Below are 20805 nucleotides of genomic sequence, written 5' to 3'. Positions count from 1 at the left end.
CAAGGCCGGGCGGGTTATGAAAGCTCACTCTCGATCCTTGCCCGTGACTACGTCGGCGGTCTACACACCGGCGTCTCGAGTGCATGCGCCTGCGGGACGAGCGAGATGTCTGGCTTCCACATCCACTCGTGGTCGCCGACATAGAACTCGGATCCGTAGTACATGCTGACGAGAAATCCGATCTGCACGGCGAAGCCGGCAATGAGCCACCACTTGCCCAGGCCGACACCGCGGCGGCGCGCGGCGATCCAGCCGGCGACGAGCAAGGCGCCTTCCAGAAGGAGATCGCTTATCGGATGACGATACGAGATGAGTCCAATCCACGGCCCCGTGAAGGTCGTCGGTTTGCACCCTGTGAAGACGTCGGCGGGCCAGTGGAGCAGGCACGCGACGGCGAGAATGCCCGCCGCGCCGAGTTGTCCGCCGCGTACGAGCCAGATCACGGCAACCGCGAGCGCGAGCGCCGATACGATGGGCAGCGAATGCGAGAGCACCTCGTGATGCGTGGTTAGCGGCGTGAGCGGCACGCGGAGCAGGTCTGGCAAGTACGCCGCGACGACAAGCCACGCCAGGGGGATTTCTCGTCGCGCGGCCCTACCGAGCTGCGCGATGCCGAAGTGTCCGACGAGCATCAGGGACTATGCATCTCGTCGAAGAAGACGCGAATGGCCGTCCATTCCGTGCGTGACACGCCGTACGGCATCGAGGTTGCGACTTGGGTCACGAATTCAACGGGATGTCCGATGGCGGATGGTCGGCTCGAGGCATTACGGCGTGATTTGGAAGCGAGAATTCGGCCGTTGGTTCCTGATTTGTCCGACGACGAATTTCAGGCGCTGATCAAGCGCATGGCGCAACTGCAGTATAAATACGAAGCGCGACGCGCCGAAGACTTCTTCGATCGCGAGAATCTCAACGACGAGCGCGGAGTGTAGGTGCGGGGATGCCGGTGCTGGATGCGGGAGGCAGACCATGAATGATTGGCTGCCCGTTCTGACCTAACGCTTGGCGCGTTCAGCCGACGCGAAGCACCAATGCACCGTCGTCGATGCCGACCTCACCGCCCTGCGCCGAGATCAATCGGGATGCGAGGATGAGTGTCGAGCGCTCTGCACCATCGGGAAGCGATCCGTTCGATTGCACGTCGACCGGCGCCGCAGCGCGCGCGGCAGAGCTCACTGGCGCGATGCGAATGAGGGCGCTCGATCCGACACGCGCCGTCGAGATGCGCAACGACGTTGCGCCACTCGATTCGCCAGCGGAGTCGGCGAGAAACAGTGACAGCGCTTCGGCGAGGCGCGCGCGGTCGGCGACGACACGCGGAAGGCCGGGCTCGAGCGCTGTCTCGGTTCGCGCACCGCGTCGCTCGGCAACAGCGCGCGCCACGGGAAGCACCGAGCGCACGACGTCGTTGATCTGCACGAGCTCGCGTTGAATCGGCAGCGCGTCGCGATCGACATCGGCAACCTGCGCCAGTCGCCGTAGCGCAAGATCGATCGCGTCGGCTGCGATGCGCGCGTCGCGCAACAACTCTTCCTGGTTTTCGTTCAACTCCCCGAATGGGCTTTCGAGGAGGATCTGCAGGGGTAGCCGCACCTGATCGAGTTGCGCGAGCGTGTCGCTCACGACCCCGGCGAGCATGGTTGCCTGCTCCTGGAGTCGCGCGGCAGCCAATGCGTCACTGCGCGCGCGATCGACTTCGGCCGCGGTGAGGGCCGAATCGAGTTTGCCGACTGCTCGTTCGATGCGGTCGAACTCGTCGGTGCGCTCGCTCCCGCCGGACACCTTGCTCGTCGAATGCGCGAGGCGGGCGAGCCGCTCGGCGAAGTAGGTCGCGTTGGCCCAGGCAACGACAATCGACGCAACGGTGAGCGCCGCTGCGGCACCGAGAAATGCTCGCGGAGCCTCGCGGCCGTATTCGCCATAATAGAACAAGCCGACGACGAGGCCGATGGCGAGAATGGACGGCAAAACGCCGGCACCGAGACGCCATGCGATGGCGCGCGATACACGCCGCTTGGCCAAACCGGGGCTCACTCGTCGCTCCCGATGTCGACGCGGTGGTCGCGCGTCGCTGATTTGAGCTCGGCTTCGTCAGCGCCGGAGACGACGAGGACGTCGAGACCGGTGTGTCCGGCCAGGAGTCGATCGACGATCGAGCCGCGACGCAATCGATACCAGCGCGACCGCCGCGTTTCCCCGACGATCGCGAGTGTCACGCCGCGTTCGGATGCGAATCGGACGAGCGTGCCGGCGACGTCATTTCCTTCGAGCTTGACGACTTCTGCACCTAACGACTGTGCAAGTTGGATATTCTCGACAAGATGGCGCTGGACGGTGCTGTCGATCCGGTCGGCGCGCTCCTCGGGCAGCTGGACGTAGACGCAGAACCAGTCGGTATTGAGACGGCCCGCGATGCGGCTCGCCTTGCGCAACAAAACGCGCGAGAGCGGCGGGTCACTCGACAGGCATGCCATGACGCGGTCGACCGTTCGACGGGCCACCGTCGCGCCATTTTCCTGACGGCGCACGATCTCCTCACGCGAGCGATCGACGGAGCTCGCGACCTCGCGCAACGCGAGCTCCCGGAGCGTCGTTAGGTTCTCGTCGGTGAAGAAGTTCGTGAGCGCGGTCTGGATCTTGTCGGGATGATAGATTTTCCCTTCTCGCAGCCGCTGCCGGAGGTCTTCCGCCGAGATGTCGAGGTTGACGACCTGGTCGGCCTGGCCGACGACCCAGTCGGGTACGGTTTCCCGAACGGTAACGCCTAGCTCGCGCTCGAGTACGTCGTTCAACGACTCGAGGTGTTGCACGTTGACGGCGGTAATGACGTTGATGCCTTCGTCGAGGAGGTGAAGGACGTCCTGCCATCGCTTGCCGTTGCGCGCTCCGGGGACGTTGGTGTGCGCGAGCTCGTCGACGATCGCGACTTGCGGGCGACGCGCGACGACTGCGTCGACGTCCATTTCTTCGAGCGTCACGCCGCGATATGCGATTTTCCGGCGCGGCACGACCTCGAGATCCTGAATCTGCGCGGCGGTCTCGGCGCGATTGTGCGTCTCGACGTAGCCGACGACGACGTCGACCCCGCGACGCCGGAGATCCTGCGCCTCTTGCAGCATGCGATACGTCTTGCCCGTGCCGGCAGCGGAGCCGATGTAGACTTTGAGTCGTCCCCGCTCACGCTGCCGCATGAGCGCGAGGAAGTCGGAGCTGCCCGGCGTGCGCGATTGCGTGAACCGTCGCTCCGTCGCACGCGATGTGTCGTCGGGCATCGATACGACCTCGTCAAGTCTCAGAACGCGAGCGACAGCGAGCTCACGAGAAAGCCGTCGGTCTTTCGGGGAATCGACCCGGCGGCATCCGGGAATACGGCGCTCGCGGCGAAGAAGCCCCTCAGCTCCGAGCGCCACATCAAGCCTGGTTGCGGCGACACATCGACGCCAAGCGAGGCACCGTTGCCCTGAAAGGGATTCGCAAGCCCCGTCACGATGTTCACCTGCCGAGGATCGTTGTAGCGCTCGACGCGCGCAACGATGGCTGCGCCGAGCACCAGTTGCTCGCGCGCGATTGCGGTATAACCCCACCAGTTCGATGCGTTCACGCCCGTCGACGATGGACGAAGCGTGCCATAGTCGAGCTCACCGAGTAGCGTCGTTCGCCCGGATGTCAGCTTCGCGCCGGCGCCGTTGAAGATACGCAGCCGAGTGCCGACCTGGCCACCGCTGCCGACTTCGTCGTTGAACAAGTTGTAATAGCTGACCGCGACATTCCCGTTAGGCGTGTAGTCGAGGCGTAACCCAACGCCCTTTTCGCTGTTCGTCTCCGAGATGTTCTGCCAGCCGTTGATCACGTCCAGGCGAGCGACGAGCTTCGACGTGGCTTGCCAAACGGCGCGGACGCCGCTCGAGTAGTAGGGCGAGTAATCCGCGACGAGCGAACGGGTGTACGTCGGATTGTCTTTGGAAGCCCAACCCTCCAATCCGGCGTTCGAATAGAAGATGCCCGCATCGATCCAGACCGTCGGCCGGAGTTGATAGCCGGCGTACGCTTCCTGAATCATGCGCGACAGCGATGGCCCGCTCACGATGCCGGTCGTCGGCTCGCTATTGTAGTTCGATTGGACCGACGTTCCGGCCTGCAACGCAAAGCGTCCGTGCAACCGTTTGCCCGAGATGTTGGTCTCGAGATACGCCAGGTTGACGTTGAACTCGTCGTGCCGGGCCGGCTGCGTGGTGAACAATGCGCCGCCAAAGAACGAACGATCGATCGTTGGCGGCCGGTCGATGTCGTAGGCGTAGTACGCATCGATGAAGCCGCCAAAGGTGAACTTGATCGTCGTGTCAGCCGCCGCCTGGGCGTGGCCAACGATGGGCGCGAGGAGAAGGGATCCGAGCATCACTCGGTTCGCAATGGACATGGGAGGCGATTATTTCGACGACAATGGCTTGCGCAGGCCAAACGCTGAGTCGACCGCGATGTTGAGCAGCAAGACGTTGACACGCGGCTCACCGAAAAAGCCGAATTGACGTCCCTGAACGTGACGAGCCACGAGTGCCCCAACGGCAGCCTCGGATACGCCGCGAGCCCGAGCGACACGGGGCACTTGCAGGCGCGCGTTCGCGGGCGAGATGTCGGGATCGAGGCCCGACGCCGATGCCGTCACCATGTCCGACGGAATCCCGCCTTTTATCACGCCGTCGGTGTTGACGGCGGTTTCGATTGCTTGCGAAATAAGCGTATCGGCGAGCTTCGCGTCGGTCGGTCCTTTGTTCGTACCACCGGACGCCGTCGCGTCGTAGCCGTTCCCCGCGGCGGACGGCCGCGGATGAAAGTATTCGGCCTTCGTGAATGCTTGTCCGATCAACTCGCTGCCGACGACGCGGCCGTTTGCCATCACGAGCGAGCCGTTGGCCTGCCGTGGGAAAATCACCTGGGCGAGCCCCGTCACGGCGGCGGGATAGAGCAATCCGGTGACGACACACAGAACGAGCGTCATCATTACCGCCGGTTGAAGCTGTTTGCGAATCATGAGTCTTCCCTCTCAGATCGTCAGGATGCCAGGCGCAAGACGACCAGTAGCATGTCGATGATCTTGATGCCGACGAACGGCGCGACGAGCCCACCGATCCCATACACGAACAAGTTGCGCCGCAGAATCACCGCCGCGGCGGCCGGGCGATACGTCACTCCGCGCAACGCGAGGGGGATCAGCACGATGATGATGAGCGCGTTGAAGATCACGCTCGCCAGAATCGCCGATTGCGGCGAGTGCAGCCGCATGATGTTGAGCGTCTGCAAAACAGGATAGGTCGCCACGAACATCGCGGGAATGATCGCAAAATATTTTGCGACGTCGTTGGCAATGGAGAATGTCGTCAGCGAACCGCGCGTCATGAGCAATTGCTTACCGATCTCGACGACCTCGATCAGCTTGGTCGGATTGGAGTCCAGATCGATCATGTTTCCCGCTTCCTTCGCCGCCTGCGTACCGGTGTTCATTGCGACGCCAACATCTGCCTGCGCGAGCGCCGGCGCGTCATTCGTTCCGTCGCCCGTCATCGCGACGAGCCGGCCACCGGCCTGCTCGCGTTTGATGAGCGCCATCTTGTCTTCGGGTTTTGCTTCAGCGAGGAAATCGTCGACGCCCGCCTCTTTCGCAATGGCGGCCGCGGTGAGTGGGTTGTCGCCGGTGATCATCACCGTGCGAATGCCCATCGCGCGCAGACGATCGAACCGTTCGCGAATACCACCCTTCACGATGTCCTTGAGGTAGACGACGCCGAGGATGCGCGCGCCCTCGCCGGTGCGACTGCCATTGGCCTTCTCGGCGACGACGAGCGGCGTGCCACCCGCGAGCGCGACCTGTTGAACGGTCGTTTCCAGGTCGGCCGGCGTATGACCAGCGTGATCGCGCACCCACGTGAGAACGGCATCACCGGCGCCCTTGCGTACCTGGTAACCGTCGGTGTCCACGCCGCTCATGCGCGTGCTCGCGCTGAATGGAATGAATGTGACGTCGCGATGTCCGTCGTGCTCGCCACCGATCGCGCGCGCCCGAATGCCGAACTTCGTCTTCGCCAGCACGACGATGCTGCGGCCTTCCGGCGTTTCGTCCGCGAGCGACGCGAGCTGCGCCCGGTCGGCGAGGAGCTCCGGCGCGACGCCCGTGACAGGAAGAAAGTCCGACGCCTGTCGATTGCCGAGTGTGATGGTCCCGGTCTTGTCGAGAAGTAGTGTGTTGACGTCGCCTGCCGCCTCGACCGCGCGGCCACTCATCGCGATCACGTTTTGCTGGATCATCCGGTCCATGCCGGCGATGCCGATCGCCGACAGCAATCCGCCGATCGTCGTCGGTATCAGACAGACGAGCAGCGCAATGAGAATCGGAATCGTCGTCGCCGCGCCGCTATAGACTGCGAAGGGCTGGAGGGTCGCGACCGCGAACAAGAACACGATCGTCAGCCCGGACAACAGGATCGTGAGAGCGATCTCGTTAGGCGTCTTCTGACGCGACGCTCCCTCGACGAGCGCGATCATGCGGTCGAGGAAGGTCTCGCCGGGGTTCGCGGTCATGCGGACGACGATGTAATCGGACAGCACCTTCGTGCCGCCCGTGACGGCGGAGCGGTCGCCCCCCGACTCGCGGATTACCGGCGCGCTTTCGCCGGTGATCGCGCTTTCATCGACCGACGCAACACCGTCGATCACCTCGCCGTCGCCTGGAATGACGTCGCCCGGCAAACACACGACGCGATCGCCCTTGCGCAGTCGCTCGGCATTGACCTCCTCATAACGCGACCGATCGATCCGGCCATTGTTCGCCGACAGGAGCCGCTTCGCGCTTGTCTGCGTGCGCGACTTGCGCAACGTGTCTGCCTGCGCCTTCCCCCGTCCTTCCGCCATTGCCTCGGCGAAGTTCGCGAACACGACCGTGAACCAGAGCCACAGGGCGAGCTGCAGCGTAAAGCCCCAATCGGATCGCCCATGGGCGAGTTCGCGCACGAAGACCACCGTCGTGTACGTCGCGCCGACGAGCACGACGAACATGACCGGATTCCGCACCATGCGGCGCGGGTCGAGCTTGACGAAGGCGTCCCTGATCGCGCGACGGACGATGGGAGGGTCGAACAGCGGACGCTTGCGGTTCGACTGTTGTCGCTGAGCCGCGCCGTGCGCGGAGGTGCGCGCCTCACCGGATGGCGATAATGGCAAAGTAGGAATCGTCGTCATGGTCAGAACAGCTTTCCCGAGCCCATGAGCAAGTGCTCAACGATGGGACCGAGCGAGAGGGCCGGGAAGAACGTGAGGGCGCTCACGATCACGACGACGGAGACGAGCAGAATTACGAAGAGCGGCGTCGTCACCGGAAAGGTTCCGACCGATTCGGGCGCAACCTTCTTCTCCGCCAGGAAGCCGGCGAGCGCGAGCATTGGCACGATCATCGCAAACCGTCCGATGAGTGTGTTCATGCCGAGCATGGTGTTGTAGTAGTAGGTCGTCCCCGTTAGGCCGGCGAAGGCGCTGCCATTGTTGCCCGCGGTGGACGTGAACGCGTACAGGATTTCCGACAACCCGTGCGGGCCGGCATTGTTCAGGCCCTTGAGGCCAGCCGGCAATAGTGCCGACACCGCCGTCATCGTCAGAATCGCGGCGGGAAAGATCAGTATGTACAACATCGCCATCTGGACTTCGCGCGCCTGAATCTTCTTTCCGAGATACTCCGGCGTGCGGCCGACCATCAGGCCTGCGATGAATACGGTCAACACGACCATGACAAGCATACCGTACAACCCGGCCCCCACCCCGCCGAACACCACTTCACCGAGTTGGATGTTCACGAGCGGCACGAGGCCGCCGAGCGGCGTGAACGAGTCGTGCATCGCGTTCACCGCGCCACACGAGGCGTCGGTCGTTACCGTAGCATAGAGAACGGAATTCGCGATGCCGAAGCGGACCTCCTTCCCTTCCATGTTACCGCCAGGCTGCGCGTGGCTCGTCGTTGGGTCGATGCCAAGCTTGATGTGAATCGGATTTCCGCGCGCTTCGGCCCAGTATGCGGTCGTCACGCCGCCGAAGAAGAGCACGAACATTGCCGCCCACACTGCCCACCCGTGCTTCTGGCTCTTCACCATTCGGCCGAGCAGATATGTCAGCCCGGAGGGAATCATGAAGATCGTAAACATCGACCAGAAGTTGCTCCACGGCGTCGGATTCTCGAATGGATGCGCGGCGTTCGCGTTGAAGAAGCCACCGCCATTCGTACCGAGCTGCTTGATGATTTCCTGACTCGCGACGGGTCCCATCGCGATCGTCTGCTTTCCGCCCTCGAGCGTGGCCAGCGTGAGGTAGGGTTTGAAGTTCTGAATCGTTCCCTGCTGGACGAGCAGGAGTGACAGCATCAGACACGCAGGCAGCAGCACGTACAGTGTGCCCCGCGTTAGGTCGACCCAGAAATTCCCGATGCGACCGGCCGAGCGCCGCGCGATTCCACGGACGAAGGCCACGGCAACGGCGATTCCCGCCGCCGCTGATACGAAGTTGTGAAATGCCAGCTGCGACATCTGCGAGAGATAGGACATCGTCGTCTCGCCGACATACGATTGCCAGTTCGTGTTCGTCGTGAACGATGCCGACGTCTCGAACGCCTGCCGGTCGACGACGGCCGGCAGGTGCTGCGGGTTCAGGGGCAGGACGCCCTGCAGCCGCAACACGACGTAGGTGAGCAACATCGACACCGCGCTGAAGAGCAGCATCCCCGCCGCATAACGAGTCCAGTGCTGGTCCTCGGCCGGATCGACGCCGCAGACTCCATAGATCGCGCGTTCGATCGGCGCGAGCCATTTATACGTGCCATCGTACACGCGCACGAGATACAGCCCGATCGGCTTCGCGACGAGCAGCACGCACGCGCTGTAGAAAAGGATTTGAAGCCAGCCGTTCAGCGTCATGGCCTAGAACCGCTCTGGCCGCAACAACGTGTAGATCAGATAGACGAGAATCGCGACGGCCAAAATGCCGGTGACCAGACTTTCGAGAGTCATCATCGCTCCGTTCCGCCGCGCTCCACGTCCGCGGCACGGCCTAACCGGTCGCAGGCGGCGACGTACGCGATCATAAGCGCGAAAAACACGATGGTGGTGACAACGTAGATGATGTCGATCACAGGCGTTGACTCCTCTTTCGCAGAGCGCTCGACGAGCGTCGTCGAACCGACAGGAATGACGACAAAGGTTACGCGTGCATCCATAAAGAGCGCGTAAAGAACCGCGTTGATCAGATAAAAAACCTGCAAATCTTCCGAGTGCGCTCACACAGGTGGTCACGCTGCCGCCAATCGAGCCGATGGGCAGTCAGCGCAACATCTCAGTGTTGTAAGGCAAGGTCGGACGCCGCAACATTGCCCATTCGGGCAAGGCGCTCAGAGGCTCGGCAGATCCGCGTCGACCGCCATCGCTGCCGCGGCCGGTAGATCGAGCGTGAACACCGACCCGCCGCCGACACGCGGTGCAAAACGCAGTGACGCGCCTTCGGCTTCAGCTAGTCCGCGAGCGATCGACAAGCCGAGTCCGTGGCCACGAATGTCGGGCGGCACACCGGGCGGGCGGTAGAACGCCTCGAAGACGCGATCGCGCTCCCCAGAGGGAATACCCGGGCCGCGATCCATGACGTCGATCGTTAGGCGCTCGCCTTGCCGACATGCACGAATATCGATCGCGCCGCCGCGCGGGGAGTACTTCGCGGCGTTGTCGAGCAGGTTCACCACGACGCGAAGTGTTTGGGTGAAGTCGAACAGGCCAGCCAGGAGCTCGCCGTCTGGTACATCGATGCGGACTCGACGCGTGCCTAACGCGCCAGCGGCGCCTTGCAGGGCGGCGCCAAGCAGATCATCGACCGTGTTGACGGCGAGCGCGGGCCGAACGGCGCCGGCGTGGATACGCGACAAGTCCAGCAGATCGCTGACCAGCGCATTCAGCCGGTCTGCCTCGCTCTCGATGATCGCGGCGCGACGCGGGTCGCCACCGCGCAATAGCTCGTTCGCGATGCCCTTGATCGTCGTGAGCGGAGTGCGTAGGTCGTGCGAGACAGCCGTCAACAACGCGCTCCGCAGACTGTCGACGCGCCGTTCCGCCTCGGCACGCTCCGCCGTCGCGACGAGGCGCGCACGCTCGGCGCCGAGTGCGGCGTAGTAGGCCAGCGCCACCAAGAGACGCGCCTGCTCGGGCGAGAGTGAGAGCCCGTCGACGGACATGAGCCGCAGCACGCCCACCGCGTGACTGCGAGCTTGGAGCGGCAACGCAATCGCACGCACCGCTGGGCCGTCGGCGGTGGAGCGGCCACCAGCGTCAGCGGTACGAAGGCTCTCACTCAAGCGTCGAAGCGTGGACGCGCTCTCGACACGTGTCACGGCGCGAACAGCAGCCGCGGTTTCAGCCTGAGCCTCCCAGCGTTGTCCACCGGGAGACCGCCGGGGGGGCGGAAGCTCGTGCGCGACGCGCACCGTGCCGTCGGTGAGCTCGACCGCGCTCGCCGCATGGTCGATGATCCATTCGATGAGGCTGCCGCGCGGCGCGGTTCGAGACGCCCGCTCCGCATTGCCGAGACTCGGCGCGAGCGGATGCTCGAGCGCCCCCCCTTCGTCATTCGGCGCTGCCCGTGCGACGCGCGTGATGCGCGCGTCGATACCATGAAGGTAGATCTCACACCTGTCGGCGTCGGTCGAATGGCGAATGACGTCGGCGATCGCGCGGAGCGCTTCGTTGGCGTCCGCCGCATTGAGCGTCTCCTCGCCCAACGCGGCGAGTCGGTCGACCTCGATCGCGCGCTGCATCGCCTCGTCTGCCGTCGCGTTGGCGCGATACAGCAGCTGCGCGGCCACGACGCTGGTGATCAGGAAAGCCACGAGGACGAGCCAGTCCAGCGGGTTCGATATCGTGAGCGTCAGGTACGGGACGAGGAAGAAGAAGTCGAAGCAGAGAAATGCCAGGCCCGCGACGGTGAGGCCCAGCGCGCGGCCCCCCGCCGCGCTCGCCGCCAGCACGATGAGGAGGTAGACGAGCGTTACGTGCGCCTTGTCGAGCGACCGACGCACGACGTACATCGCGATCGTCGCGAGAACAAGAATCGCCAGCATCAGCGCCCAGCGACCGAGCATCCTCCGCCGCGTCGAGGAGTCGCGGAAGGATGATTCGGGATGACTCGTCTCGAACAAAAGCGTCATCACGCCACTTCGTCTTCGGGTTCGAATCGATACCCGACGCCGGATTCGGTATGGATGAACCTTGGCCGAACGGGATCTGCTTCGATCTTTCGTCGCAGATGGCCGACATAGACGCGGAGATATTGCTGCGCATCTCCGACAGCATTCCCCCAGACTTGATGAAAGAGCTGCTGATGCGTGAGCGTCTGCCGGGGATGATGGACCAGGGTCCGCAACAATGCCCACTCGGTGGGAGTGAGGTGCACGGGCGCGCCATTGCGCTCCACGCGGCGCCGTTGTTGATCGATGACGATGTCTCCGAACGAGACCACGTCCGCCGTGCCATTCTGCCTAACGTGTGAGGCGCGCCGGCGCATCTGCGCGCGCACGCGCGCCATGAATTCGACGCTGCTGAACGGCTTGGTGACGTAATCGTCGGCGCCGGCATCGAGCAGGGCGGCCTTTTCCGTATCCGCATGTCGTGCCGACAGCACGATGAGCGGAGCCGCCGACCAACGTCGGATCTCGCGGCACACGGCCAGGCCCTCCATGTCCGGCAGTCCGAGATCGAGAACGATGAGCGCCGGTGCCTGAGTGACGGTCAGGTCGATCCCTTGCTCGCCGGCCGCCGCTTCGATGACCCGCAGCTCCGGGGTGTGCTCCTCGTCGGTAAGACCGAGTCGCAGGAACGTCGGATCGGCGTGCAAGGCGTTCCGGACAAGCCGCCGGATCTGCGGCTCGTCTTCGATGATGAGAACCGTAACGTTGTCGTCATGCACAATCGAATGATGAGTGTCGAGATCACGCTTATCAGCGGCAGGCCTCTGGGTTTTACGAGTTTTTTATGAGCGCGCCTCAGCTTTTTGTGCGACGTTTACGCGTCGAGACCTACCTTGAACGCTGACTCTCTCGGGCGTTCACATCGTGACATTGGCGTCCATCCTCTCACTCTCGGCATCTTCGACAGGCCGCGCGGCAACGCTCGCGCGCCGTTTGCGCGCCGCGCAGCACCCACCACCGGAGGTCGGGCAACCGGCGACATCGCTCGGATGCCTCGACGGTTTTCTCGATCGGCTCGTCGACCTTCCGTTGGCCGAGTGGTTGGCGATCGGCGAATCCGTTGTCGCCGACCGCGATCGTCTTCCCGTTAGGCAGCGCGCGTGGGATGAACTGGAGGCAAAGCTGCTCAGCGACCGTTTCGGGCTCGCGGTCTGGAGGGTGCGCGACGCCGTCGACACGGCGGCCCACATCGCGAGTCGCGAGTTACACGATTGGTCGCGCGCCGAGCGCGGCACGTTCGCGGCGGCGCACGGCGCCGCCGAAGCTGCGGCGCTAGCGCTGCTCGCGCGCGATGCTCTCTCGACGGAGACCTACCACGCGCTCACAGCGCCGTTCGCGTCATGCCTCGTCGTCGCGGGGTCGACTTAGCGCGATTGATGATCCCGGTCGCGACCGGCGCCGACGGTGGTGTTCTTATGCCCGTCGCGAGCTGTCACTGAGTGACGGCGCTCCCGCCGCGGCCGCCCCGGGCGCCTTTGCGAGCGAGCAACGTGGCGTCGGTGCCAAGACCGAAATACAATCCCGTCACAGTATTGTCCGCGCTGATTTCAAACTTGATGAACGCGGGCCCCGTCGGTGCGCTCAGCGGAAGCAGCCAGCGGAAGTTGTTCGCGTTCCAGTACTCGAGCGGACCGCGGATGTCGCCGCGCACCAGTTCGAGATGCCCGTCCTTGAGGCCGACGGTCATCTCACCGTAGAGGCTATCCGCATAGGTGCCCGCGAACGCACTCAGCGGGATCGCAGACTGTGCATTCGCGACATGTCCCGCGAGCTGCACCGTCTGCACGGAATCGGCGCGTTTCCGCTGCTGCTGGAAGCGGGCATAGGCTTCGCCACTCCAGTCTCTCAGCGGCGCGCCGAGCGCGCGATCGAACACGTACTGCTCGAGCAACTCGGGGAGCTGCGCACCCTGCATGTTGCTCAGGACCACGACGCCAACTTTTTTCTCGGGTAGCATGCCAACGGCTGCGGTCATACCAAGCGTGTTGCCGCCGTGCTGCCAGGAGAGCTGATTTCGATAATCCTCGACCATCCACCCCATTCCGTACGACGTGAAGCGCTTCACGGGCGCGGTGTCCGGAACTCCGCCACGGCCACCCGAGCTCGGAATCAGAATCTGCGGCGTGTGCGTTTCGCGAAGCGCGGCGCTGGCGACGAGCCGCTTGCCGTTCACCATGCCGTCGTTCAACTGAAAGCGGAGCCACTGCGCCATGTCGACGGCACTCGACATGATCGCGCCGGCTGGCGCAATGTTGTCGGCGTCGAATGGCGGTTTCGTGAACGCGGTGTCATGGTCCATGCCGTGCGGCGTCGCCACATTCGTGTTTGCTAATCCACGGTACGTCGTGGCGGTCGACGTCATGCCGAGCGGTGTGAAGATGCGCTGGCGAACGAGATCGTCCCAGCTGCTGCCGCCGGCTTTCCCCGCGGCCTGGCCCGCAGCAAGGAACATCATGTTCTGGTAGGAATAGTGCGAGCGGAATGGCGCATCCGGCTTCAGGAATCGCACGCGATGGAGCACCTCGTCGCGCGACACGCCGGAGCCGAGCCATGCCAACTCGCCGCGCGCGATACCGGTGCGGTGCGTGAGCGCATCGCGCAGGGTGACGGCCTCGTTCGCAACGGGATCGTACATGCGGAAATCGGGAAGGTACGTCGTGAGACGGTCGTCCCAATGCATCTTGCCTTCGCCGACGAGCATCGCGATGAGCGTCGCCGTGAACGCCTTCGAGCTCGAACCGATCTCGAAGAGAGTTTTCTCATTGACGGGCGTTTTGGCCGCGACGCTCTGCACGCCGAATCCCTTGGCGTAGATCACGGAGTCGTTGCGAACGATCGCGATGCTCAGGCCGGGGATCTTCCAGGTGTCGATTGCCTTGGTGACGTACGCGTCGAGTCCGGGATATGGTTCCCTGGTCTGTGCGGACGCGCTCTGTGCAGCGAGGAGAAAAGATGTGGCGAGCGCCGCGGGCAGTGCGGCACGCGCAGACAGCATGGACATGAAGGGAGTTTCCTCTGCGAGAGTAATGACCGCTCGTGCTAGGGTATCGTGAATTCGCCGCGAACGCCCGTAATGATCTGCGAGGCCACGACGTTCGGGTTGTTGTCTCGTTCGATGTCGGGCAGCGGAAGACACACGGTGGCTCCATAGACGCCGCCCTGCAGATAGGGGGAGCCGGCAGCGGGTGCGAGAGCGAGGCCGAGGCGCTCGATATCGAATGCGCGGAAGCCCTCGAGAAACAACACGCGTTGACGCTCACTCGCAATGAGGCTCGTGATCGACGCGTCGTCGGTCGGTCCGGTGTATGGGTTCAAACTCACCGTGGCGCGCATCGCATTGATGACGTTGACCGCATTGGCCCCCCCTTGGGCCTCGGCGAGCACGAGCTGCGCTTCTGCATAACGAGCGATCGGCATCGGCAGCGCTTCGCCGGCCGTCAGCGTCGCGGCGTTGTACTTGACCGGAATGTAGATCTGCGCGAGGCCGTCCGCCGGCGCGGTCTTGAGCAACACCATGGCCGACCGCGGATCGACCTGTCCATTCTCCGTCGTGAGCGACCGTGCCGCCGTCTCGACCGTTGCCGATCCGGCGGTGGATATGGCCTGGAATACGTGATTGAATCGGCGCGAATTCGTTGCATCCATGGCTGCGTTGAACACGAAGCCCGACGGAACGAGCTGCGCGTCGGCGATCGCACCGCTGTTGTTGTGGAGATACAGTCGCACACGCGCGCGTCCCGCGTACGCGGCGTTGAGCACGTTCGTCAATCCCGCGGTTTGGGCGGCACCAATGGCGGCCGTGAAGCGCGCCTCCGCGAGCGTGAACATTCCCTTCTGATCGACGAGCGGTCCCATGTCGAATGCGGCCTGGCACATCGACTGCCCGAGCGCGGCATAGCTGAACCCCGCGTACAGATTCGCCTGCGCCTGCAACGAGACGAGGTTGGGCACTTGCGCCGCCGTCCAGCCGCCGAGGCTCCTGAGCGCCGCGTCGGCTTCACCGCGCGCGGTCGACAACGGCGTGTAGATGCCCGTCTGCGTCGTGCACGAATTCACGCCGTAAAAGCCGGATGTGAATCCGTTGTCGCGCCGATCGAGATTCCAGTTGCCGTTGTTGAGCGAGGCATCGTGCAACTCGTCCGTCGCGATGCCGTCGGCGACGACGAATGCGCCAAACGCGCACTCGAAGTCACCGATGACGCTGTTCACCATCAGCGTCGCGTAGGCCGGGTTCGAGTAAATGTCGGACGGCACGGAGTTGGGTGCCTGCACCTTCAACAGGTCCGAGGTGCTGCATGCAGTGAGGAGCACGACGATGCCGATCGCCGTCGCTCGCCCCATTCGCACGCTTCTGTATGGCATCGGAGTCATGGTTGTCGTTGTTAGGCGACGCGCGGCCTTCGTCGCGCCATCGCGAGTACTAGTAACCAAGGCGGACACCAATCACGACCGACGTGAGCTGTGGGAATTCGGTTTGGTCCGTGCCGATATTGCCGCTCATGCCGCTCGGCGCGATGAGACTGTTCTCGGGATCGAGACCCGTGTACTTGGTCCACATCCCGAGGTTGCGGGCGCTGACGGTGATCGCGAGCGATTTCGCGCCGACGTAGTGAACGGCGTGCAGCGGTGCATCGAACGTCAGCGCCACTTCGCGCATCTTCACGAAATTTGCCGATCGGATCCAGTAGTTCTGGAGCTGTCCGCCATTCTGCGCCTGGGCAACAACGGCTGGGCTGTATCGCTCGGGATAGATGTTCTCGAGGCAATCATTGAAGACCTGACATGTTTGCTCGTAGTTCGTGTCCGTCTTCTTGAAGCCCCGCTGGAAATCCATCATCACGTAGAGGCGGAACGCGCTGAATCGAAACGTGTTGATCCACGATCCCGTCGTCGTCGGAATCGAGTGTCCAACGAAGACGAGTGGCGCCGCGACGGTCGACGTGCCCGGCACGAAGCACGGCGTCGTACCGCCGCGACCGTCGTCGCATATCGCGTTGATTGCCTTACGAGTCACCGGATCGAACGTCGCGCTCACAACGCGGTAGGTGAACAGGTCGAAGGGCGAATATCCGATGCGCTGGAACACGTCGCCGACCGTGCCGACCTGCGTGTTGCCGCCAGTCACGTTGATCAACGTGTCGCCGCCGGAGCCGAGCTTGATGATCTTCGACGACACGCCGGCGAGGTTGAATTGCATATCCCAGCCATATCTGGGCCGGTTGAGCAGCTGGCCCTTCAGGGCGAGCTCGTATCCCTTCTTGTTGATCTGCCCCGCGTTGATGTACTGCGTGCTCGCGCCGAACGCGGTCGACGGCGCGACGGTGCTCGCGAGAATCGCGTCGTGCGACACGTCGCGATACAGCGTGAGATCGACGCCGAAGCGATCGTCGAGCAGACCCGTCTCGAATCCAGCCTCGGTGCCGAGGACGCGCTCGGGCTTGAGCTCGGGATTGCCGATCGTGTTGTTCGTTAGAGTCGTTAGGCCGTTTGGTCCGGCGACTGGCGCCAGCGTTCGCAGCGCCGAGTTGGTGAGCGGTTGTTGACCGGAGCCGCCATACGCGCCGCGGAACCGCAGCTCACTCACCCACGAGGGCAGGAATCGTCGCGCGGCGGGATCGTCGCTCGCGACCCACGATGCACTGACCTTCGGGTACGTCGTGAACTTGGCGTCGCTGCCGAACGCGCTGTTGTTGTCGACGCGCGCCGCGCCGGTGAGGAACAGCCGATTGTTCAGCGCGAACTCTTGCTGGAAGTACCCGCCGAGCGTGTTGTTGGCGACGAGCGACGACGTCGGCGCGCCCTTGGTTCCAGTCGCCGAGATCGTCGAGAGACCGGGCGTTGGAAAGTGCGTGCCCGACGCCGTCAACGCCGTTTGCTTGTTGGTGTAGTACTGGAAGCCGACGGTGCTCTTCGCGATGAGCTCGGGCCGCACGTTGAAGTGAACGCCACCGGCGTAGTCGTACGTGTTGTAGGTCGTCTGCTGCGTCGTCTCCGAGCGCGATCCGTCGAACCGCGAGCCGAGGAAGAAGGTGATGACCGAATCGGTCTGATACGGCAAAAACGAATTGACGTCCTCGAGCGTGTAGTCGGTGCCGATGAGAAAGCGATGCGACATCCACGAGAACGGCTCATACCGAATCGACGCGCTGCCCGTGAAACGCCTGACATCCTGCCAGTTTTGTGTCTGCGCATACACCTCGGGTGGCGACACGATGCTGCCACGCGCCCATCCACAACCTCGCGGCACGGGATTGAACAGAATCGGACAGGCCGCGAGAGTACGCTGAGGAATCGCGAGCTCACCCCAGATCGCGCTGGCCGAGCCGCCTTCACCCGTTGTCGACGTCCAACTCGTTAGGTAACCGGTGCTCGTCTCGATGCTGAGCTTGCTGCTCGGCACGATCGAGAGATTGGCGCGCACATTCTTCTGCGTTCGCGCATTCGACGACACGATGCCCTCGGCATCGCTGAACTCGCCGGAGATGAAGTGCCGATAGATTCCCGATCCGCCGCTCGCGCTCGCGCTGTAGTTGGTAATGCCGCCCGTCCTGAAGAGCGGTGTGCCGTTCGCCGCTTCGCTCTTCACCATGTTGATCGACCACAGACTGCTGTCCTGCGGATTTTGCCAGTAGTTCGTCCTCATGCGCCCCGCGGCGTCCTGGAACCACTGACTACCGCTCTGCGCAGCGAAGGTGTACTTGGTCGCGCCCGGGTCGCCGCGCTTCGTGATGATGTTGATCACGCCGCGCGCGGCTTCGGTGCCATAGAGCGTCGCCGCCGCTGGCCCCTTCAGCACCTCGATGCTCGCGATCTCTTCCGGATCGATGTCATTGAAGCGCGACACAACGCCGGTCGAGCCGTTGTTCGCACGCACACCGTCGACGTACACGAGCGGCGTGCTCGAAAGCGAGAATGAGCCGACGCCGCGGATCCGGATCTGAGAGCCGGCACCCACCTGTCCCGTGGTTTGGATCACGTCGACGCCTGGTGTCCGCCCGTTGATCAATCCCTGAACGCTCGGGATTGCCGCCTGCTGCTGGACGTCCGCAACGTTGACGACGGCGACCGACGTGCCCAGCTCTCGCGCCTGCGCGCCACCGGCCGTTCCGGTAACGACCACCGAATTCAGCTCGAGCGCACGCTCGACGAGCTCGAGACGCACGTCGGTCGTGCCGACCGCCACCGTGTCGATCACGGGCCGATACCCGAGAAAACGGACGTTCAGAATGACCGACGCACCGGTGAGATCAGTAAGTTTGAATCGGCCGGAGCCGTCGGTGATGGCGCCCTTCCCACCCACGCCGCCGACGCCGACTTCGACACCCGCCAGCGGTCGCTGGCTGCCCTGCGCGACGATCGTTCCACCGACGGTGCCGCCGCCTTGCGCGAACAGCACGCCGGGCAGCGCGACCAGCAAGACACCCAACGGCCTGACCCACCGCTTCGAATCGAGGAGCTGTATCGCAGTCATCTGAGTAGCCTCTTCACTTGGGGCAAACGGTCAGCGAACGAAGACTCCTACTGCGGCATCACGAGAAGCTCGAGGTGCGACGGCTGCGCAGTCGTGTGATACACGCGCTGCGTCGCCGATTTGTAGTCCGACGGCTTGGCGCTGTAGATGTCCATGAACTGGTGCGGGTTGCGATCGATGAGCGGGAACCAGGTGCTCTGCACCTGCACCATGATCCGATGCCCTTTCTGGAAGGTGTGGTTCTTGTCGCGGAGGTCCCACTCGACCGGCGTGACCTGATTCGGGACCATCGGCTCCGGCTTCGAGTAGCTCTTCCGATACTTCGCGCGGAAGACCTCGGCGCCGACGAGCATCTGGTAGTTTCGCATCCGCTGATCACCGCGCCCGCCGAAGCGGCCGCCCTGCTGTTGCACGGCGCCGTCGGCGGTGAGCGTCGCCGGCAGGTTGTCGGGAAAGACGTCGACGAGCTTGACGATGAAGTCCGCATCCGTCCCCGACGTCGACACGCGCATCTTGGCGATGATCGGGCCGGCGATCGTCAGGTCGCGATCGAGCGGCTCGGACTGGTAGACGAGGACGTCGGGCCGTGTCGACGCGAACCACTGATCCTCGACCATCCAGAGAAAGCCCTGCGTCGGTCGCTTCTCGGTCGTGAATGGCACCGGGTGCGCCGGGTCGTCGACATAGCTGTCGTATGGCGCGGCATCGTTCGCCGGCGGCGAGAACGAGAGCATGCCGCCCGGCTGGAGATACAGGTTCTGCTTTACCGCCTGCTTCGGCGGCCAGCTGTCGTAGGTCTTCCAGACGTTGGTGCCGGACTCGAAGACGACTGCTTCGGGCGGCACACCTGGCTTGTCCTTGAGATAGTGCTCGAAGAACGGAAGCTGTACCTCGCGTCGGAAGTACTCGCCGGTCGCAGAGCCGAACTTCACGGGACCTAGCGAGTCGCCGCCGCCCGCACCCCAGCCGCCATGGTTCCACGGACCGACGACGAGTGTGCTCTTGTTCCCTGGATTGTTCTTCTCGATCGCGTAGTAGATGCTCATCGGACCGTAGAAGTCTTCCTGATCGAACCACCCGGTGACGTTGAGCACCGCCGGCGTGATGTTCTTGAGGTCCTTCACGAGGGCCTGATCCTGCCAGTACGAGTCGTAGTTCGGATGCTGCAGGAAGTCGTTCCACGTCGGCACCTGATCGTGGAAGTACAGGTCGTTCACGCGCGCGACCGTGCCGACGTTGAGGAAGAAGTGGTACGCGTCCGTCGTCCCGTAATCGAAGGGCCGCTGGCGCTCCGTAGTTTGCGCGCCGCGGGGACGTGCATTGCCGGACAGCCAACTGAACGTGTACATGAAACGGAAGGCGCCGTTATGGTGGAAGTCGTCGCCGATGAACATGTCCGAGGGCGACGATTGCGGCGATGCCGCCTTGAGCGCCGGGTGCGCGGCAATCATTCCCATCACTGTTTGCCAGCCGGGATACGAAATTCCCCACTGCCCGACGCGGCCGTTGTTATGCGGAATATTCTTGAGCAGCCAATCGATCGTGTCGTAGTTGTCGCTGCTCTCGTCGACGTCCTTCGGTCCGTGCTTCACCGGTATGTACGGATCCTGCACGTGGAACGTGCCCTCGGAGCGGAATTTTCCGCGCGCGTCCTGATACACGAAAATGAACCCGTCACGATCGAACTCCGGTGACGGCCCGAGCACGCGCTTGAACTCGGTGAGCGGGTACGGTGGAATACCGTACGGCGTGCGCAGGAGCATGAACGGCACCGCCGGTGACGTGTCCTTCGGCGTGTAGACGATCGTGTACAGCTTCACGCCGTCGCGCATCGGGACCATGTACTCGGCCTTGTCGTAATGCTCGCGCGTGTAGAGCGAGTCGGGCTGGCCACCGTCCCGTTGCGCTCGTGCGGGCGAGCTCGCGAGCAGGAGAGCGACGGCGATCCGTGCCACCGCGCGTATGGAAGGGATTCTGCCCATGAGGTGTCCTCTGGAACGTGATGAGATGCGTCACGGACGCGGGACGGTGGGAGCCCACGCCCGGAGGCGAGCCAAGCGATCAGCCGGGAAGG

17 protein-coding genes are annotated in these 20805 nt (G+C 63.6%); 2 read left to right on the top strand and 15 right to left on the bottom strand.

The genetic code is table 11. The annotated features are described in order from the left end of the window. Window positions 1-47: 47 nt before the first annotated feature. Entirely contained in the window at window positions 48-632 is a 585-nt protein-coding gene (locus VGH98_15600) for a metal-dependent hydrolase (protein ID HEY2377402.1), read from the bottom strand. Between the two features lie 33 nt (window positions 633-665). Between VGH98_15600 and VGH98_15595 the strand changes: the two genes are divergently transcribed. Continuing rightward, on the top strand, window positions 666-935 hold the full coding sequence (locus VGH98_15595) for a hypothetical protein (protein ID HEY2377401.1): 270 nt from the start codon (window positions 666-668) through the stop codon (window positions 933-935). Window positions 936-1014: 79 nt separating this feature from the next. On the opposite strand, the gene VGH98_15590 is transcribed toward VGH98_15595, so the two are convergent. From VGH98_15590 to VGH98_15545, 10 genes are all read right to left on the bottom strand, one after another. Beyond that, complete coding sequence (locus tag VGH98_15590) at window positions 1015-2037, bottom strand: hypothetical protein (protein HEY2377400.1); 1023 nt, start codon at window positions 2035-2037, stop codon at window positions 1015-1017. Further along, window positions 2034-3275: a universal stress protein gene (locus VGH98_15585; protein HEY2377399.1), complete on the bottom strand. Its 1242-nt coding sequence runs from the start codon at window positions 3273-3275 to the stop codon at window positions 2034-2036. The genes VGH98_15590 and VGH98_15585 overlap by 4 nt, the downstream gene beginning before the upstream one ends. Window positions 3276-3295: 20 nt before the next feature. Continuing rightward, window positions 3296-4420, bottom strand: a complete 1125-nt coding sequence (locus VGH98_15580; GenBank protein ID HEY2377398.1) for a porin — start codon at window positions 4418-4420, stop codon at window positions 3296-3298. A gap of 9 nt (window positions 4421-4429) precedes the next feature. Next, window positions 4430-5032, bottom strand: coding sequence for a potassium-transporting ATPase subunit KdpC (gene kdpC, locus VGH98_15575; protein ID HEY2377397.1), 603 nt, complete (start codon window positions 5030-5032; stop codon window positions 4430-4432). A gap of 20 nt (window positions 5033-5052) precedes the next feature. Continuing rightward, the gene (gene kdpB, locus VGH98_15570) at window positions 5053-7233 is read right to left on the bottom strand and encodes a potassium-transporting ATPase subunit KdpB (GenBank protein HEY2377396.1); all 2181 of its coding nucleotides are present in this window, start codon (window positions 7231-7233) and stop codon (window positions 5053-5055) included. 2 nt (window positions 7234-7235) lie between these two features. Next, entirely contained in the window at window positions 7236-8951 is a 1716-nt protein-coding gene (kdpA, locus tag VGH98_15565) for a potassium-transporting ATPase subunit KdpA (GenBank protein ID HEY2377395.1), read from the bottom strand. A gap of 3 nt (window positions 8952-8954) precedes the next feature. After that, a complete protein-coding gene (gene kdpF, locus VGH98_15560; protein HEY2377394.1) occupies window positions 8955-9047 on the bottom strand; it encodes a K(+)-transporting ATPase subunit F in 93 nt (30 codons plus the stop codon). Further along, a complete protein-coding gene (locus VGH98_15555; protein ID HEY2377393.1) occupies window positions 9044-9250 on the bottom strand; it encodes a hypothetical protein in 207 nt (68 codons plus the stop codon). The genes kdpF and VGH98_15555 overlap by 4 nt, the downstream gene beginning before the upstream one ends. A 171-nt stretch (window positions 9251-9421) precedes the next feature. Next, complete coding sequence (locus tag VGH98_15550) at window positions 9422-11221, bottom strand: ATP-binding protein (protein ID HEY2377392.1); 1800 nt, start codon at window positions 11219-11221, stop codon at window positions 9422-9424. Further along, window positions 11221-11979: a winged helix-turn-helix domain-containing protein gene (locus tag VGH98_15545; protein HEY2377391.1), complete on the bottom strand. Its 759-nt coding sequence runs from the start codon at window positions 11977-11979 to the stop codon at window positions 11221-11223. Before VGH98_15545 ends, VGH98_15550 begins: the two co-directional genes overlap by 1 nt. 145 nt (window positions 11980-12124) lie before the next feature. Between VGH98_15545 and VGH98_15540 the strand changes: the two genes are divergently transcribed. Further along, a complete protein-coding gene (locus VGH98_15540; protein HEY2377390.1) occupies window positions 12125-12628 on the top strand; it encodes a hypothetical protein in 504 nt (167 codons plus the stop codon). A gap of 64 nt (window positions 12629-12692) precedes the next feature. Here the strand turns inward: VGH98_15540 and VGH98_15535 are convergent, their stop codons facing one another. The 4 genes from VGH98_15535 to VGH98_15520 are packed head-to-tail and all read right to left on the bottom strand — an operon-like array spanning window position 12693 to window position 20713. Then, window positions 12693-14261, bottom strand: coding sequence for a serine hydrolase (locus VGH98_15535; GenBank protein ID HEY2377389.1), 1569 nt, complete (start codon window positions 14259-14261; stop codon window positions 12693-12695). 38 nt (window positions 14262-14299) lie between these two features. Next, entirely contained in the window at window positions 14300-15631 is a 1332-nt protein-coding gene (locus VGH98_15530) for a RagB/SusD family nutrient uptake outer membrane protein (protein HEY2377388.1), read from the bottom strand. 49 nt (window positions 15632-15680) lie between these two features. Beyond that, window positions 15681-18731 (bottom strand): SusC/RagA family TonB-linked outer membrane protein, encoded by a 3051-nt coding sequence (locus tag VGH98_15525; GenBank protein ID HEY2377387.1) that lies wholly within the window; start codon window positions 18729-18731, stop codon window positions 15681-15683. Between the two features lie 47 nt (window positions 18732-18778). Beyond that, on the bottom strand, window positions 18779-20713 hold the full coding sequence (locus VGH98_15520) for a CocE/NonD family hydrolase (protein HEY2377386.1): 1935 nt from the start codon (window positions 20711-20713) through the stop codon (window positions 18779-18781). Window positions 20714-20805: the final 92 nt, after the last annotated feature.

Source organism: Gemmatimonadaceae bacterium (assembly GCA_036496605.1).
GTDB lineage: Bacteria > Gemmatimonadota > Gemmatimonadetes > Gemmatimonadales > Gemmatimonadaceae > AG2.
This window is presented reverse-complemented; position numbering and strand designations above follow the sequence as displayed.